This is a genomic window from Fibrobacter sp. UWB12 (assembly GCF_900142485.1).
Taxonomy (GTDB): Bacteria; Fibrobacterota; Fibrobacteria; order Fibrobacterales; family Fibrobacteraceae; genus Fibrobacter.
Genome location: NZ_FRAZ01000003.1, coordinates 64,100 through 81,819, shown reverse-complemented (window position 1 = coordinate 81,819; position 17,720 = coordinate 64,100). Strand labels below are relative to the sequence as shown.

Here is a 17,720-nt window from a genome sequence, read left to right as displayed (position 1 = left end):
TTATGGCTAGAGAATTACCGAGCGAAGAACAAATTATTGCAATACTTCGTGACGAACCCATGGTAGGGAGCCAGCTCCGTAGCGCTCTCGGCCTCCCGAAAAAACAGAAGATGGCTTTTAAGCAGCTCCTCGCCGACATGATCGAGCGTGGCGTTTTAAAGCGTTCTGCACACAAGGAATATCAATTGGGCGATGGCGAACCGCTCGAAGACAAGCGCGAAAAGCGCCGCAAGAAACTTGCAGAGCAGGGCATTGAAGACAACCGCCGTCCGGGCGCTCGCAGCCGCCGTCAGACCGAAAAGGATTCTGGCACTCGCGTGAAGCGCGGCATTTTGCACCAGACCGGTGAAGAAGATTGGCAGGTGACTGAGCTCGATACGGGCAAGGTCTACGAGATGTGCCACCGCAGGCAGGCTCCGGGCAAGGAAGGCGAGACCATCAGCTTTACACTTTATCCGCATCCGAAGCTCAAGCATAGCTATTTGGCAAAGGTGGACCGCTCTGCCGAAATCATGAACGTGACTTGGGACGAAGTCAAGACAAAGTTTATGGAAGAGAGCAATCTCCCCAAGGGATTTAGCCCTGCCATCGAAAAGTACGTGGCCTCCATTACGGACCCGACGGAAAAGGATTTCAAGGGCCGCGTGGATTACCGTAAGCTGGACATTCTTTGCATTGACCCCGAAGGCGCCATGGACCACGACGATGCTATCAGCGTGGAACGCAAGCCGAATGGTGGTTACAAGCTCGGCGTGCACATCGCCGACGTGAGCTACTACGTGCCTGAAGGATCTGACCTCGACGAAGAAGCTCTCGAAAGAAGTTATACGCAATATTTGCCGTGGACGGCAGTGCCGATGCTCCCGGAAAAGCTTTCCAGCGGTGTTTGCAGTTTGCACGAGGGTGTAGACCGTTGCGCATTCACTTGCATGATGGAATTGGACAAGCATGCCAACGTGCTCTCTTGGGATTTCCACCGCAGTGTCGTGAAGATTACGAAGGGCATCACGTACCAGCAGGCCGTGCAGATGATGGAAGCTGGCGACGATTCCATCAAGGCTCTTGCCGAAGTGACCGCGCTCCTCAAGCAGAACCGTACCAAGGAAGGTTTACTCGAATTCCAGACAACGGAATATGGTTGCAAGTTCGACGAAAATGGCGAACCGGTCAAGATTGTGCCGCGCGAACATGACGAATCGAATTCCTGGGTCGAAGAGTGCATGCTTATTGCAAACAACTGCTGCGCCAAGGAACTCAAGCAGCGCAAGCTGCAAGGCATTTACCGTATCCATGAAGCGCCGGACACGAAGGACATCATGGAACTGTACTACATGTACCCGGATCTGTTCAAGGACGCTCCGGTGATGTTGCGTGATTTGGGCAAGCCGCGCAGCGGCGATACGAACTTGAACCCGACCGCATTCAAGCTGTACGAACATTTGGTGAAGCGTGCCGCGGGCGACGAAACGCTCACGAACCGCATTTTACGCAGTATGCAGAAGGCTCATTACGATAGCAACAGCTTTGGGCACTTCGCATTGAACTGGCAAGATTACAGCCACTTTACTTCGCCGATCCGCCGTTACGCAGACCTTTGGTGCCATCGTGAACTTGCACGTAAAGGCAAGGAAATCACAGCCGACCGCGTGAACAGCGTGATTGAAGTTTGCGACTTGATTTCTGCAAACGAAATCAAGAACATGAAGGTGGAACGCATCGCCATCAAGGTGTGCAGTTGCTGGATTTTGAAGAGCCGCATTGGTGACAGTTTCGAGGCAAATGTAACGGGCATCGAAGAATGGGGCATTTACGTTTCCATCGACGATCCGATTGCCGAAGGTCTTGTGCGTTACCGCGATATCGCTGGCGACGACTTCTACGTGTTCAATCCGGACCAGGGCCTTGCATTTGGCAAGCGCAGTGGCCGCACCTTCCGCCGTGGCGACAAGGTGATGGTACAGTTGTTGCGTGTTGATCCGTTGCGCGGTCAGGCAGACTTCAGCATTACCGAAAAGCTGAGCGCCGAACCGAAAAAGCGCCGCAGCCGTGAAGATACCGAACGCGACATACGCAACTTCAATGAACGCGCTGACCGCGCCGCAGCTGCCGAAGCACTTGGCTATGTAAGCCAGCCGGACGAAGACGACGATTTCGACGAACCGGAATATATTTCTGGCGGTCGCCGTGGTCGCAGAGATTTTGACGGTCCGATTTTCGAACGCACCGGTCGCGATTCTCGCGGTCGCAAAGGGCTCCTCAAGGGCCGTAACGAATTCGATGAAGGCCGCCGTTCTGACAAGCGCGGGAAACACGGTTCTGACAAACGCGGAGGTCGTGACTCCCGTGAATTCGGCGAAGGATTCCATGTGGCCAGCGAACCGCGCGAAGCAAGGCGTGGCCGCAGGTCCAGCGAAAAAGGTCGCGGACGCAGCAGCCGCGGAGGCCGTCGCGGGAGATAAGAGAGGTAGTTGATGGACGCATGCAATAAAGTCGCCCTCTATGCCAGTTACCAAACCGGGGAAGACCTCCCCGGCTATGTCCGCTTTGCGCTCAAGCATCTCGCGGAGACCGACTTCAGGGTCGTTCTCCTCACGAATCGCCGAACGCTTTCGAACGAAACCTACGATTTTTTGAAGGAAAATCACATCGAGCTTTTCCTCACCGAAAATCGCGGGTTTGACTTTGGCATGTGGCGGCGTTATTTGCAACTGCAGGCGAACCGCACAGACGCAGCTGGAAACTACGCCCCCGGCATCATCACACGCGATGTGGAGCGCTTGCTGCTCATCAACGATTCGATCGTCTATTACCAGAACAAATTCAAAGAATTCTTTGAACGCGCCGAAAAAAGCAATGCAGATGTCGTTTCGCTCACGAGCAATGACGAATTTGCACCGCATTTGCAATCGTTCTTCTTGTACATGAAACCCGCCGCCCTCGGCGTGTTCTTCTTGCACATTTTCGAGACGCCGGAGCAAACGGAATTCTACGATGTCACCCGCAAGCTCGAAGTGGGATTAAGCGAAAAATTCACCGAAGCCGAAGTTCTCATGGAATCGCTCTATCACACAGAGCGCCCTGTATTCTTCGCTTACGACGAGATCACCCAACAAGGCGCAGGATTCATCAAACGCAAACTTTTGGAACGCCGCTTCGATTATGAAGAGAAAAAGCACTTTGTACGCCATCACGCCTACGATGCTCTCAACAAGGACTATGCTGCTCTTGTAAAAAACGCTGGACTCGACGAAGACTTTGACGAAAGCTGGCTCCCGAAATGCAACGAGACTCGCGCCGAACGCATTAAAGACTTTATCTGGGAAAAAGGCTTCCAGCTCGTCGGCTTCCCTGCGAAAAGGTTATTGGATAAGATAAAGAAATAACGATAATTGCACGGAGATTCCCGCCTGCGCGGGAATGACAAGCTTCGAGGATAGGCGCAAGTAATAAAACAGGTATATGGAATGAGATTTTTTGGTTTAACAGCGATTGGTTTTGCTGCGGCATTTTTGGTTAATGGCTGTGGTTCTGACGGGAACCCATCAAGTGGAACTGACAACAACTCCGGCGGCGGACAGGACACGCCTATTTTTCTTCTCGATACCTTGAGTGTTTTAAGTGCAGCGAACTTGCCTGCATGTGACGCGAACCGTGAAGGTCGCGCCTTCTTTGTTCAGAATGAAAACTTGCCACGCCTTTGCATCAAAGGCTCATGGCGCAGCACTGCGGACACTACAGATTTTAGCATTACCTGCAGCGACGGATTTTTGCACGCCATCGATAAAATTGCAAATCAGCCCGATTTCGATGCAGATACAGCTCGATTCAACGGGTTACTGCGAGATTCCATTCAGGGAATCATACAGAACGGGCCTTTTGTTTTTGGAACTTCCGTTGTTCAGAACGAAGCAAACGAAATGAACTTCTACAGGGCCGACGGAATCGGACACACAGCAAGCACTTGCGTGCAAACCAACGACGGTCGCTACACGCTAGAAAGTGTCGGCACCAATTCAAACTACGTGAAAATTTCTGCTACGGGATTTTACAGAAACATGGTGACCGGAGGCACGTCCGCAAGTCCCGTGACACTTTCGGCTTTGACTAAAGTTGCAAACACTTCCGAAGATGCAGGCGCAACAACACCCCTTCGCGTTCGTAATTCTGTCAACGTGAACGTTCTTACGCAATTGGAAATTCCGCGCATCGAGCAGCTCGCTATGAACCACGTTGATTTTACCGAAGCGAAAGCCCAAGCGGAACGCGAAATTTTTGCAGCCTTCGGCATCGACACAATTCAACTTTATTCGCAACCATACTTCACCGACGGTCGCATGGATAAGCCCGTTGCCGAAGATTTGGACATGTTCGGGAACAGCGAATATAGCGCCGCATTGTTTGCGATTTCAGCGATGTTACAGGGAGACCGCAGCGAAGCTGATATGATGAGCCTCGTGAACAACCTCGCCGAAGACATCAAGGGCGATGGCATTTGGAACGACCCGAACTGGAAAATCAAAATTGCCGACTGGATTGTAGGCCTTGACACGCTCTGGAAATACAACGACATCCGCAACAACGTATCATCTTGGGGTGTAGCAGCCATTCCGAATTTCGAGCGTTACATGCGCGCGTTTGTTCCCATCGCTTACGGCTTTGAAGCCTGCACCGACGCAAATGCAGGGCAAGTAACATTCGTGAACCAAGGGCAAAGCACTCTTTTCGCTAACGACTATGAGCATGCCGACCATTCCACCGTTCGATTCATCTGCGACGTGAATTCCAAGGAATGGCGCATTGCACAACCCATCGAAAAAGACACTGCAGGATTTGGCCCCGGCGAATACGACAAGGAAATCCGCGAAGGCCGCGTGAATCACGACAACTATTACATCTTCGAGACAGCCACAAACGCATGGCGCGTCGCCACCCCGCAAGAAGCGGACGGTTTCACCGACCTTGTCGAAGTTTACGCCAACCTCAAGCCCGACGAAAAGGCGGTCTTCATCATCCGCCACAGCGAACGCACCGATGACACAGGCCCCACCGGCCACTTGACAAGCAACGGAAAAACGTACGCCCGCAATTTGGGAGCACGCCTTGCTGCCATTGCCAAAGAAGATTTTTATTACGGTTACTCGGGCTACACCCGCACGCAAGAGACCTGCGAAGAAATCGCCATCGGCAAAGGTCAAATGGGTTATACGCTCGATATTCTCCCTTACATGGATGGCGCTTGGTATGTCATGAATCCAAGTATTGCAAACAACTACGTCAATGCCGAAGGTGGCTGGGTTGTTTATTCTAAATACGCATTTACAGGTGCCTACGACGATGCATTCTACGATCTGGAATCGCGCAGCGAGCAATTAATCAAGGACGAAATCCTAGCAAATCTCCCGGCCATGAAACGCGTAAACATCATGTGCACGCACGATTACCTGGTGGTACCGCTCCTCGCCTACGTCACTGACGGACACGCCAACGTGCGCTACTACGAAAAGTGGCGCTGGGTCAACTACATGGCAGGCGTCGCCATGATTATCTCCGCCGACGGTTCCGTGCGCTACATCCCCGTGAAGGGACTTGAATCAGGAACGATGTAATAAGCGCAAAACGCCACGACATCTAGAACGGCGAGAAAACCACGCCGAGTTTAATTCCTGCGGCAATTATATCAGAAACTCCCACCAGAAAATCATCATCGTAAACTCTTTTGGGTTGAATTTCCCAAAGCAAATCCAATGCGACATAATGGTTGATAAACAAATGAGCGCCCAAGAGAATCGCCACATCTACCGAAGCACGTAAATCTTTATCAATCAAATCAACCGACTCATACTTATCCACGATAGGGATTGAAATTTGAGCCCCAAGTTCGAACATAAAAGGACTCGTCCTCGGTTTCAAAGCAAGTACCAAAGGAAACGCGATGCGTCCTTGCAAAATGCGTCCTCGTTCAATTTTCAAGTTTCCAGGATTTTCAGGATCATCAAAGAGGAGATCATTTTTGCAGAACAAGTAAGTTGATTCAAACAACACACCCACCCTCAACGCAAAATTATATTCATTTAAAGGAATCCACGCAACCGCTCCCAATTGAATCGGAGCCCCCTGAAAAAACATTATCGAATCTTCTACATCATTGGCATGGCGAAAATAGTCATAATCAGTACTACCGAGAATCGCCCTATACCCCACCGAAAACATAAATCCCAAAGTGAACCGGAAATTAACCGGCTCTTTTTTCATTTCTTCGACAATAGCTACACTATCTTTATAATCTTTCGTATTTTCCCTTTCAATACGAATAATGCGATACCCTTCAGGAGTCCGTTCATCATCTTGAGCAAACGCAAGCGCCACATTCAAAAGGAGAAAAATCAAAAAAAATCGTTTCATTTTTTCTCCTAGAAACATAAATTACGTTCAAGATAATAATTCAATTCTTCTTCGGTATAATAAGCATCGCAAGTTTCTTTTATATCATCAATAAGTTTTTCTGAATGAATCGCTGAATTTACCTTAAAACCAATAGCAGATCCAATAACAATTCCAGCACCTGTCGTACCCCAAATCAGCAGACTAGCACTCCCTCCATTTGATAAAAAGAGAAACAATGGCGCCATAGCCAAAGCTCCAACAGCGCCTACGGCTCCAAGAATCGTGCCTCCCACAACCGCACCATTCAACATGTGATTTCTGGAGAAATAAGAATTATCCTTGACAACGGCATTTTTACATAAAGTAACATTATCTTTCGGCACAATAAAATAGAGTCCATCACCCGTTTCATTACTTAGCGCATCTTTACTCTTTGGAAATACAAAATAATCGTTCTGCGGATCATAACAAAATCTTTTCGCTCTGAACAACATCAACGAATCGGACACTTTAGACTCGTAAGCGATATCGTTCCATTTTATCTTGATTTGCACACCTTCGTACTTGACAACTTCGCCTTTGCTCTGTTCAGGATAATCCAATGGATGGTAAACGTGGGTTGGATTCGCGCAACCCGTCAATAACAGAAAAGTCGAAACAATGAGCAACAAGATTTTTTTCATAACGTCTATTATAAAATACACACCTATCAATAAAAATCAACCGGAATGCTATATAAGTGTTGTAGAAAAAATAAAATCCTTGCGGTAAAAAGACGATCCCGTCCCCATACGCGGATCATGACCACGTAAGCGCTGAATAGCATTCAAGGCGAGTGTCGCAAAATCAAGCATACTTGATTTTATGATCGAGCCGAAATTGCTGACGCGAAGCGTCAACCGCAAGTGGTCAAAGAAAACAAGTCCGGGATGACATCGCACAACGAGCATACCAAATGTGCGGCTAAACGGCTATTATGACAAATGCGCGGGAAAGCCCGCGCATTTCCTCAATTACTTCACGATTTCGGCGTCCTTGACGTTCTTGCCCTTGAGCTTGGAAGAAGTCTTCGGAGTAGAGCCGTTGATCGGCGGGAACTTGCTGTAGATGTACTTGTACTGAGCAATGCTCCAAATATTACCGATAATCCAGTAGAGCACGAGACCAGACGGCATCACGGCGCTGAACAAGAGCATCATGGCAGGCATCATCCACACCATCATCTTTTGCTGAGCCGGATCCATGCCGGCGTTAGAACTCATCGTCACCTTGGTCTGGAAGTAGGTCGTTGCAACCATGAGCCACGGGAGAATTGCAAGGCCGGACGGCATGATGATAGGAATGCTAATACCACTCCAGACAACGTCACTGCGGCTAAGGTCAGAAATCCAGAGGAATGCCGGAGCACCGCGGAGTTCGATGGCACGACCGAGCACAAAGAAGAGGCCCATGAAAATCGGCATCTGGATGAGCATCGGGAGGCAGCCACCGGTGCAGCTAGCAAGCGGGTTGATGTTGTTCTTGCTGTAGAGTTCCATCATTGCAGCTTGCTTCTTCTGCGGGTCGGTGCGATACTTGAGGTTGATTTCGTCGAGTTGCGGCTTGAGAGCGGCCATACCGCGAGTAGACTTGATCTGCTTCACGGTGAACGGAGTCGTGATACCGCGAACGATAATCGTCACGAGGATGATAGCCACACCGTAGTTCGGAATGATGCTGTAGAAGAGGTTCAAGAGCTTGAGAAGCATCTTGCAAATCCAGACGAACCAGACGTCTGCACCGCACCAGCTCCAGCCACTCACAATAATCTTTTCGTAGTCCTTGTTGAGCGAGGCAAGTTCATCCCACTTGAGCGGAAGAATCATCAAGTCGTAGTTGAGGGACTGAGCACCGCGGAAATCGTCGGCAATCGTAAGCTTGTACGTACCCGGATCCACTTCGCTATCGTCAACCTTCATATGCTTCGTCTTGAGCACTGCCGGAACAGCTTCGTCGAACTGGACCGTCATGGCAACGTACTTGCGACGAAGACCCGCCCACACGATTTTGCCTTCAGTAGCATTAAAAGAAGCCTGTTCGCGCGGCATTTCGCGTTCCACAGAATAACGGTCGTTAAAGACAACTTCGCTGAAGTAGTAAGTGCTACCGCCACCGAGACCCATGAAACCCTTGGACTTCGGAATATCTTCAGTTTCCTTGAGACCGCCCTTCCATGCGAGTTCATAAGCATTCGGCTGAAAACCGATGAACTTGTTTTCTTGACGGACTGCCGGGCCATCCTTCGTAAAGCCGTAAGAGCGGATAACCTGATTGCCGTTTGCATCCTGGAATGCGAACTGGACTTTGGCGCTGTCGGTCACGACAATCTTTGCAGGCGTGTTGCCAAGTTCGAACATGGCTTCGCTGAGGTCAGCGTTGTCGAGCATCAAGTCAAATGCACCAAGCGTCGTATCCTGGATGAGCTCCGGGAACTTGCCGGTAGAATCCGGGAGAGCCTTCACGATGACGCTCTTGACCTTAGCACCCTTGTTGGTGAGGGTCATGATGAACTTGTCGTTTTCGACCGTCACGGAGCGTTCTGCGATTTCTGCCTTCGGGGCGACAGATTGCTTCGCTTCGCTCGCAATGACGCTATCTGAAGTGGCTTCAGCCTGAGCACCGCCCAAGACCGGAGCAGCCTTGATTTCAGGCGTTTTCTTCGGCACCACGAGCGTGCTTGCAGAATCCTTGGAAACCTGAGCAGCCGCTGCCTTAGCCTTTGCGGCACGAGCGGCAGCCTGCGCCTCGGCATTTGCATTATTGACAGCCATCCACCAAATCACGATGACCGCGATAAGAATGGAACCAATGAGTGTATTCTTGTTCATTTTTTATCCTTAGGGAGCGGAACGGGATCATATCCGCCCTTGCAGAAGGGGTTGCATCTTAAGACTCTAAAAACCGCAAGATAGAAACCTTTGAACGGTCCGTGTAGGCGTAAAGCTTCAATTGCGTAGTTTGAACACGTAGGCTGGAACCTGCAGACCCCATGAAAAAAATAGGGGTGAACCACTTGGTATATACGGATGGGGGCGATCAACACCGCCACCAAGGCTTGTTTAACCTTCTGCCACATCCGGCTGCTTATCCCATTCCATCTTGTGGAAAATTTTCTGGGCGGATTCACGGAAACGTTCAGAGGACATTTCCTTGGAATTGTCGCTCACGATAATCATCGCCCACACGGGCTTTTTGATGTTCGGGACAATACCATAAAAAAGTGGACGTAGAATCCTACGGCACTTATTGCGATACACGGCATTTCCGTTCTTCTTCTTGGCTAAGAAGCAGAAACGACAAAAACCGTCCGGAGCTTCAATCCAACGCATACTAAAAGAAGGCGCACGGACGAACTTTCCTTGGACGGCTACTTGCCGGTAAGCGGGCTGATTGGGCAGCCGATAAGAACGCAGAGTGGCTATAAGCCAGCCCCGACTTACTTCTTATAGATTTCGTCGCTGACGGTGAGGACCTTACGGCCCTTAGCACGGCGACGGCTCAAAACAGCACGACCCCAACGGTCTTCCATACGGGCCATAAAACCGTGCTTGTTAACGCGCTTACGATTGTGAGGCTGGAATGTTCTTTTCATGATAAAACCTTTCTATGAAAACAGAATTTTTTGAGACTCAAATTTAGTAAAATGTTGGTTTTTATCAAGGGGTTACACCTCCCCTAAAGGTTAAAAAATCGCCCCAAACGAGACCCAAACAAAAAGCATTCAACGAAAGCACAATGTATTCACAAGATATAAACAGATATTTTTAAAGAGCAGGTCAGTGGTCAATGGTCATTAGTCAGTAGATAATAGACATGCAAGCTCATGTCATTCCCGCCTTGAGCGGGCGGACAGCACTTGGAACTTCGTTCCATAGTGCGCATGGCCACCTTTAGGTGGGAATCTCCATTCTCTATTACAAGGAGACGCCCTCCCCATACGCGGATCATGACTACTAAGCAGCAAAGCTGCAAGTAGTCAAAGACGTCAAGCGGGGCATAACAACGCCAACACATTTTCAAGCAAGATTTAACTAATAACTAGCAACTATTGACTAGTAACTAGTAACTAACAACTACCAACTTGCATTTCCTTTTATATCTTTTACATATATAATGGAGCAATAGTAGAATTTTATGGAACTTACCCCACTTGACATCAGAAATCAAACTTTCCACAAAAAAAGCTTCAAGGGTTACGATCCGGAAGAAGTGAAAGCGTTTTTGGAAACAGCCGCGACCGCATTCGAAAACATGTTCCGCGACCGCACCAACTTGACCGAACGCTTGAAGGTCGCCGAAGAACGCGTGAACTACTACCGCCAAATCGAAAAGACCATCCAGGATGCCGTAGTCACCATGCAGCGCACGATTAACGAAGTCAAAGCTTCTGCAGAAAAGGAAGCCGAAATCATCGTCGCCGAAGCAAAGGCACGCGCACTGCGCGAAGTCGAAAGCATCAAGCGCGAGAGCGAAAACCTGCGCACCGAAATCGAGCAGCTCCGCCAGCTCCGCACAAATTACTTCATCCGCTGCCGCGCCCTCATCCATAGCCAAGACGAGCTGCTCGCCGCAATGGAAAACGACCAGCAAAAAGAATTCGAAGCTCCGGTCCCTCCGCGGAATGACGGCTACGCCCTCACATAGTCTACGCTATGAGAATAAACATAAAGGTACATGCACGCAGTAAGCGCGAAAGCATCACGCCACTCCCCGACGGAAGCTACAAGGTCGATGTCAAGGCCCCGCCGGTAGATGGCGCTGCAAACGAAGCGATTTGCGAACTTATTGCGGAACACTTCCACGTGCACAAGCGAGATGTCTCAGTGGTAGTGGGATCAACAAACAACAAAAAAGTCATCGAAATATTGGGGAGATAAGATGAAAAACCGGTTTAGAGCCTCAATTCAGACAAAAGTTTTGTTTTTGGCCCTAGCCGGGCTACTCCTTTGCGCGCTCGCCTTTGGCGGGCTTTGCTTGTATACTACAGACAAGGTTGTTTACGAGGGGACCGAAAAGAACCTGCAAAGTCTGACCAACATCGAGACTATCAAAATAAACAACCGGCTCAAAAATGTCGAGCAGTACGTGAACACGCTGAACATCGCCATCAACGGCATGCTCGACAGCCTCGGACAGCTGACCAACGAAAAGCAACTCGCAGAATTTACTGAAAAAAGCCGCGAACTCATTCGCCTTACCATCGGGAATACAGAAAAGACTGTCGCAGCCTACTTGCGATTCAATCCAGAACTGACCTCCCCGACATCGGGCGTTTTCATGGCGATGACTCCGACAGACCACGTCCTCCGATTCACAGAGCCTACTGATTTTTCGAAATACAAACCTGACGATACCGAACACGTCGGCTGGTACTACGCGCCCATTAAATCCAAGAGGCCCATCTGGATGGCGCCCTACTTGAACAAGAACATCGGCATTTACATGATTTCTTACGTTATTCCGATATTCAAGTTTAATAAAGTAATTGGCGTTGTAGGGGTTGATATTGACTTTGATTACTTGACCCGCGAAATCGCATCTATCCGCTTTTTCGACAAGGATTACGCATTTCTGACGGACCGATACGGCAACACGCTTTTCCACCCAACTATTCCTAAAGGCCATTCATTTACATTGCCGAGCAATACGTTACTCATTCATAACAAGCTCACTAACGGGATGAACTTGACGTTTGTCATTCCGAGAGCCTCGCTTTCCGCAAATCGCGACAATCTCATCAAGAATTTGGTACTCATCACGATGCTTATTTTGGTCGTGTTTATTTTCGCATCGCTGATTTTCGCAAGTTCGCTCACCAAGTCAATCCGTCTCCTTACAGATTACGCGAACAGGCTTATCGACGGTAAAATGGGTATCAGCTTAAACATCAAGCGGAACGACGAAATCGGAGACCTCGCCAAAAGTTTTGTCAACGCCAAGATGCGCCTCGCCGAAACGATGGGACAAATCAAGGGCCTCGCCTTCAAAGATCCGATAACGAACGTACGCAACAGGAATTCATTCGAGCATTACATCAACGAATTCCACATTCGAGCAACATCTGGCGAAATCAGTTCTTACGGAGTCCTCGTCGCAAGCGTCGATAACTTTTTTAAGGTCAAGAACAAGTTTGGTAACACCAAGGCCGTAGCGCTCTTGCAAGCCGCAAGCAAGCTTATATGCACCACATTTGATCACAGCCCGGTATTTAGAGTAAATGAAGATGAATTCGTCATCATCCTCATGAATAACGATTTAAAGAACTGCAAAAAGCTCCAGGAAAAATTAAAGGAAGGCATCGAAGCAACAGCTAACGCCGAAAAAGCGTGGGAAAAAGTCGAAATATCCCTTGGAACCGCCATTTGTAAAAACGTCCAATCGACTACACTTTCCGAACAATTGGTCATCGCCGAAAATGACATGCTAAAAGGCCGTGACAACATCGAGTAAATTATGAAAATATCGATTCAATCAAAAATTTTAATTCTTTCTCTATCTTGCACCCTCATCGGCACACTTTCACTCGGCATTCTCAGCACCGTATTTATCAGCCGAACGACACAGCGCAATTCCATGCAATACATGAGGGACCAGGCAAGTGCCGAAGCCGCCAAGTTGAATTACATGTTCGAATCGCATGAAAAATACACGATGGCAATGGCTGCTGGAATTTTATCGCAAATAAACGAAGATTCAACGTTTTTAACAAATAAAGAAAAACATCATGGCAATATTGAGGGAATCAAGGAACGTCTCGTTTCAACGATTTACAATCTTTCGGGCACTAAGAGCGTTTTTGTGAGATTCAACCCCAAAATAACAAACCCAAGTGACGGAGTGCTTCTCGTTAGAGATGGTCCGGATGATTTCTTTAAGCCACGCACACCGACAAACATTTCACAGTACAGCCCGACAGACAACGAACATGTCGGTTGGTATTACAAGCCCATTCTTTCGGGAAACGCACTTTGGATTTCGCCTTATTTTAACAAAAATTACAACGCCTATATCATATCTTATGTTATCCCCATGTTCCTGAACAACAAAGAAATTGGCGTTGCGGGCGTAGACATTGATTTCGATTTGTTGACAAAGCAGCTTTCGCAAGTTCACATCATGAAAACGGGATTTGCATTCTTGGAAGACAGCGAAGGACTTGTCGTCTACCACCCCACTCTTCCCAACGGGCTCACCTTCAAACCCGAAGACGACCAAGTGAAATTATCGTACCCGCTTCAAAACGGCATGAAACTTGTTATGGTCGCTCCGGTTCTCGAAATAAACGCCCAGCGTAACAAGCACCTCAAACAAAGTATCATATTCATTCTGTTCCTTTTGGCCTTTACAACGGCTATTTCGATTTTCTTCTCGAGAAGCATTACCAAGCCGCTCAAAAAACTTACAGCAGAAGCAAAAAAGATGATTATGGGCGACATGAATGCAGAATTCAACATTCGCCAGAACGATGAAATCGGGGACCTCGCCAAAAGTTTCTCTGCGGCCAAGTTCCATATCAACCAATACATGAAGCATATGCAAGGGCTCGCCTTTCAGGATTCGCTCACAAACTTGCGTAACAAAATGGCATACGACAGTTTCTTGAATGATTTGGAACAACGGATTCAAGAAGGCGAAGTAGAGTCATACGGCATCATCGTTTTGGATTTGAACAACCTTAAAGAAATCAACGACACTTACGGTCACGAAAACGGAAACGCTTACCTTATCAATTCGAGTAAATTGATTTGCCAGGTTTTCACGCATAGCCCGGTCTTTAGAATTGGCGGAGATGAATTTATTGCAATCCTTATCGGGGATGATTTGGACAATCACCATAACCTGCTGAGGCAACTCAAGGACGGCATGAATTCGACCAAGAACGCATCATTCCCGTGGAAGCAAATTTCCATTGCTTATGGCATTGGTATCGCCCCTGTCGCAAAATCAACGACTATCGCGGAAACATTCAACAAAGCCGACAAGAACATGTACAAGAACAAACGTGCCATTAAAATTGCGGAACACAGACCTTTGAGCCGCGACGAAGAAATGCACGAAGCAAAATACACTGCCGAAGAAGACAGCGAAAGCTAAAATCGAAAACGCAGTTATTGCAAATTAAGCCTTGTTCCGGAATTCCTTGGGCGTGCAACCCGTAAATTCCTTGAACGCCTGCGCAAACTTGCTGGAATTGGTATAGCCCACACGGCCTGCAACTTCGGCAATGTTGAATTTGCCATCCAACAAAAGCTGGGTGGCTTTTTTCATGCGGTACGTTTTGAGGTACGAGTAAATGGAATCGCCGTATGCAAGCTTGAAATACTTTTTCATCTGCGTCGGGCTCATCTCGATTTGCTTGGAAAGTTCTTCGAGCGTCAGGTGCTCTTCAACGTTTTCGCGAAGGATTTCACGCAAGAGCTCCATTTTACCTTTGTACTGGCTCGGAATTTTTGCAGCAGTCTCATACTTGGCTTCGGAATCAAGACGGCTCAAGAAGAGAATCAACTCAAGCACCTTGATTTTGAAATAAGGCAAGCGGATATTTTTAGGGAGCCTGTAAAGTTCCGAAAAGATGTGGCTCACATGTTCGCTAGAAGGGAGCTTCAGCGGGAGCGTAAGCGGTTGGATTTTCTGAATTACGGCCGCAAAGTCCACCCCCACGGCCTTGAACATATCCATAAGTTCGCTTTGACAACGTTCCATAGAAAAGACAACAGCAATGCCGTGATAACAATGCACCGGGAATTGGAACGTCTTGCTAGAAGGCATCTGGTCCAAGAGCAACAAGCCGTCTTCTTCCATGGAACGCGGCAAGGAATTCGAATCCAGCCATTCCGAGCTGCCATTATGGCAATGTAAAACGATTAGGCTTTTCCCTTGATTTTCAAAGTTGAAGGTGAATTCTTTGAGGTGGAAATTGCTGTAAAAGACCTGCAGTCCAGGCAACACATTATACACTAGAAGATGCCCGGTTCCCGTTTTATTTTGAAGCATATAATGCGAAAAGAAATCTGTATTCTGTATTAGAATCAGATTTCTATCAGGGATAGGCTTTATCATAATTCACTCTCTCAAAAATTAGACCAAACCAAGTATTTTAGATTAAACCAATTTTATTAGATTAAATCAACTAACTTAATCTAGACTAAATTTAGGCAATTTTCAAGAAAGCGTCAAGTAACTTATCTAAAAGAAAAACTTACCTTTTGCCCATATTTGCGTATTTTTCTTGTAAGTTTTAAACGTACCGCGCCTTCCGCCAAGCCAATCGCCGCCTAACGAAATCGTTATTTGGTCATTCAGCAGGTAATCTGCCGCCGGACGCACATAGAAACCGACATTATCGACGTCAAATATTCCATAAACGGAAAGTTTAAGCGTATTGTTCAAGACTTCCTTGGAAACTCGCGCTGTAATCATGGACGTATTCTGTTCCATCCCCAACACTTCACGGTAATCCATGATAGTCTTGTGCATGTACTGAGCCATGATGGTCCAGTTATCGCCAGCATACCAATCGATACCGATCAAGGCATTGAACGAACTTCTATGCCAATAATCCATTGAATTTTTCAAGGCAATCGGTTCACCGAAATACGCCGCCACTTCACCGCGAATCACGAGTTCACCCGCCGGAATCGAGACATCACCACCGATGACATTCATCGGCTCGTATATTCCCTTAATCACGGCAGATTTCGTTTCCGGATCGTAGCCTGCAATCGTCACAGGCGACTTGTTGAAGGTACGCAACGCGGTAAGCGAGAAATCCAGATTTTCGAGGAAGAATCGCAAACGTCCGCCAACTTCACTGTTCTTGAGACGTTTTTCCGGCGTTCCGCTCAAATCCATACGCATGCCATTGGGCACAGGCATTTGCCACGGATTATCATCGCCCGTCGGAATCACGAAATACTCGGGAACCGGCACAAAAACAAGTTCTGCAGAAAAACTTTCGCCAGGATACTTGAGGTTGATCGCATTCACAGGCACGCGGATATCATCGTAATCGTTCGCCATGAATTCGGTGTAATCCATTGGCGAAATAAGGTCCGTGATGCGGAGGCCATCGGCAACGCCCCACGTGATAATTTGACGGCCCGCCTTGACTTCAAGGTATTTTCCGGCATAGTCGAAATAGGCCTCACGGAGAAACGCGCCAGTCTGATCTTTGATAAGGCTATTGTAAGCAAGGTTCATACTCGAATAGAGCGATGCCTCGCCGTAATTCGCACGCATTTCAAGACGGAGACGCGTCCGCGAAGACATAATCTTGTGCGGATGCTCCACCTGCAACGCGTGATAGGAATCCACAAAGCCGTTCAGTTGCAGAGAAAGTTCATCCTGCGCATACGCGGATAAGGCGAATGCTGCGGACAATAACGCGAGACTCAACTTTTTTATCATATCCTTCTCCATGGGAGATGCCCGCTCAAGGCGGGCATGACAACCGGACATTCACTGGATCATTCGCCCCTACAGGATGACAGAGAACATCACTTACTACTGTCTACTTCCTACTATCACAGTCCGCGTTCGAGCTTGTTGACCGTAAAGATTTTGGAATCGACCTGGATGTTGAATTTCGGATCGAGGAAGAGGAGTTCTGTGGAGTGTCCCGTCTGCACATTCTTCATTTCCATCTTGCCGATAGTCCAGAAGCCGTCTACCTTCTTGATGTCCGAAGAAACCATTTGACGGTGGAGTTTACCGAGCTTGTCGTAGAATTCGACCTTGGCGACGACATCGCAATCCTTGCGGATCCAGACGAGTTTCTTGGAGAAGATTTCGCCTTCCTTCTTGGGAGTCGATTCAACAACGTAGTAATCGAAACCGTCTGCCGATTCTTCGCGCAAGAGCTTGTGCGTATCTTCATCGACATTGCGCTTGCCGATATCATCGTAGGTGAAGTCGGAACCCATAAAGTAATCGGTCTTGGAGCTCTTTCCGCTGATGCGGCGGGTCTTCTTCAAAGCCGGGAGATAGAGCCACTTGTCGTCTTCCTTGTTGACGTCATCATAGTTCACGGTCAAGAAACCCGTACCTTTTACGTCGTTCGGGTAAAGGAAGAACATGATGGTTTTCGTGTCCTCGCCCACGTCCATCGCATACGAAGTAATTTTACGGACACGGGTGTTACCGCTCTTGTTCACGAGCTTCATTTCCATTGAGGAAGAACGCGTGTCGCCATCCGGGCGGTTTTTGACTTTAACCATAATGTCACGGGCATTCGTCTGAGCCATAGACATTGCACTGAGAGCGACAACGAGCGTCGCAGCAATTTTTGAAATTTTCAT

General features: G+C 48.2%; 16 protein-coding genes. 7 read left to right on the top strand and 9 right to left on the bottom strand.

Annotated elements, in window-relative coordinates; all coding sequences use genetic code 11:
- The first annotated feature begins 2 nt into the window (after positions 1-2).
- From BUA34_RS05325 to BUA34_RS05315, 3 genes are all read left to right on the top strand, one after another.
- A complete protein-coding gene (locus tag BUA34_RS05325) occupies positions 3-2,459 on the top strand; it encodes a ribonuclease R family protein (protein ID WP_072827704.1) in 2,457 nt (818 codons plus the stop codon).
- 12 nt (positions 2,460-2,471) lie between these two features.
- Positions 2,472-3,383: a hypothetical protein gene (locus BUA34_RS05320; RefSeq protein ID WP_072827703.1), complete on the top strand. Its 912-nt coding sequence runs from the start codon at positions 2,472-2,474 to the stop codon at positions 3,381-3,383.
- 81 nt (positions 3,384-3,464) lie between these two features.
- Positions 3,465-5,606 carry a histidine phosphatase family protein gene (locus BUA34_RS05315; protein ID WP_072827702.1) on the top strand — a complete coding sequence of 714 codons (2,142 nt, stop codon included), beginning with the start codon at positions 3,465-3,467 and terminating at the stop codon, positions 5,604-5,606.
- 22 nt (positions 5,607-5,628) lie between these two features.
- On the opposite strand, the gene BUA34_RS05310 is transcribed toward BUA34_RS05315, so the two are convergent.
- From BUA34_RS05310 to rpmH, 6 genes are all read right to left on the bottom strand, one after another.
- Positions 5,629-6,402, bottom strand: a complete 774-nt coding sequence (locus tag BUA34_RS05310; protein ID WP_139255880.1) for a hypothetical protein — start codon at positions 6,400-6,402, stop codon at positions 5,629-5,631.
- 8 nt (positions 6,403-6,410) lie between these two features.
- Positions 6,411-7,067, bottom strand: coding sequence for a GlsB/YeaQ/YmgE family stress response membrane protein (locus tag BUA34_RS05305; protein ID WP_072827700.1), 657 nt, complete (start codon positions 7,065-7,067; stop codon positions 6,411-6,413).
- A gap of 330 nt (positions 7,068-7,397) precedes the next feature.
- Positions 7,398-9,251 carry a YidC/Oxa1 family insertase periplasmic-domain containing protein gene (locus BUA34_RS05300; RefSeq protein WP_072827699.1) on the bottom strand — a complete coding sequence of 618 codons (1,854 nt, stop codon included), beginning with the start codon at positions 9,249-9,251 and terminating at the stop codon, positions 7,398-7,400.
- Positions 9,248-9,499 carry a membrane protein insertion efficiency factor YidD gene (gene yidD, locus BUA34_RS05295; RefSeq protein WP_072827698.1) on the bottom strand — a complete coding sequence of 84 codons (252 nt, stop codon included), beginning with the start codon at positions 9,497-9,499 and terminating at the stop codon, positions 9,248-9,250. Before yidD ends, BUA34_RS05300 begins: the two co-directional genes overlap by 4 nt.
- The gene (locus tag BUA34_RS05290; protein ID WP_072827697.1) at positions 9,483-9,821 is read right to left on the bottom strand and encodes a ribonuclease P protein component; all 339 of its coding nucleotides are present in this window, start codon (positions 9,819-9,821) and stop codon (positions 9,483-9,485) included. The genes yidD and BUA34_RS05290 overlap by 17 nt, the downstream gene beginning before the upstream one ends.
- A 38-nt stretch (positions 9,822-9,859) precedes the next feature.
- Positions 9,860-10,015 (bottom strand): 50S ribosomal protein L34, encoded by a 156-nt coding sequence (gene rpmH, locus BUA34_RS05285; RefSeq protein ID WP_014546417.1) that lies wholly within the window; start codon positions 10,013-10,015, stop codon positions 9,860-9,862.
- Positions 10,016-10,557: 542 nt separating this feature from the next.
- On the opposite strand from rpmH, the gene BUA34_RS05280 reads away from it, so the two are divergent.
- The 4 genes from BUA34_RS05280 to BUA34_RS05265 all read left to right on the top strand — a co-directional run bounded on the left by BUA34_RS05280 (position 10,558) and on the right by BUA34_RS05265 (position 14,517).
- Positions 10,558-11,067, top strand: a complete 510-nt coding sequence (locus BUA34_RS05280; protein ID WP_072827696.1) for a DivIVA domain-containing protein — start codon at positions 10,558-10,560, stop codon at positions 11,065-11,067.
- A gap of 8 nt (positions 11,068-11,075) precedes the next feature.
- Complete coding sequence (locus BUA34_RS05275) at positions 11,076-11,300, top strand: DUF167 domain-containing protein (protein WP_072827695.1); 225 nt, start codon at positions 11,076-11,078, stop codon at positions 11,298-11,300.
- A gap of 97 nt (positions 11,301-11,397) precedes the next feature.
- Positions 11,398-12,873, top strand: coding sequence for a sensor domain-containing diguanylate cyclase (locus BUA34_RS05270; protein ID WP_254794339.1), 1,476 nt, complete (start codon positions 11,398-11,400; stop codon positions 12,871-12,873).
- Positions 12,874-12,876: 3 nt separating this feature from the next.
- Positions 12,877-14,517 carry a sensor domain-containing diguanylate cyclase gene (locus BUA34_RS05265; protein WP_072827693.1) on the top strand — a complete coding sequence of 547 codons (1,641 nt, stop codon included), beginning with the start codon at positions 12,877-12,879 and terminating at the stop codon, positions 14,515-14,517.
- Positions 14,518-14,541: 24 nt separating this feature from the next.
- Here BUA34_RS05265 and BUA34_RS05260 read toward each other — a convergent pair whose 3' ends face one another.
- The 3 genes from BUA34_RS05260 to BUA34_RS05250 all read right to left on the bottom strand — a co-directional run bounded on the left by BUA34_RS05260 (position 14,542) and on the right by BUA34_RS05250 (position 17,720).
- Entirely contained in the window at positions 14,542-15,417 is an 876-nt protein-coding gene (locus BUA34_RS05260; RefSeq protein WP_254794338.1) for a helix-turn-helix domain-containing protein, read from the bottom strand.
- 192 nt (positions 15,418-15,609) lie between these two features.
- A complete protein-coding gene (locus BUA34_RS05255) occupies positions 15,610-16,830 on the bottom strand; it encodes a DUF1302 family protein (RefSeq protein ID WP_072827691.1) in 1,221 nt (406 codons plus the stop codon).
- A gap of 116 nt (positions 16,831-16,946) precedes the next feature.
- Positions 16,947-17,720, bottom strand: coding sequence for an outer membrane lipoprotein-sorting protein (locus tag BUA34_RS05250; RefSeq protein WP_072827690.1), 774 nt, complete (start codon positions 17,718-17,720; stop codon positions 16,947-16,949).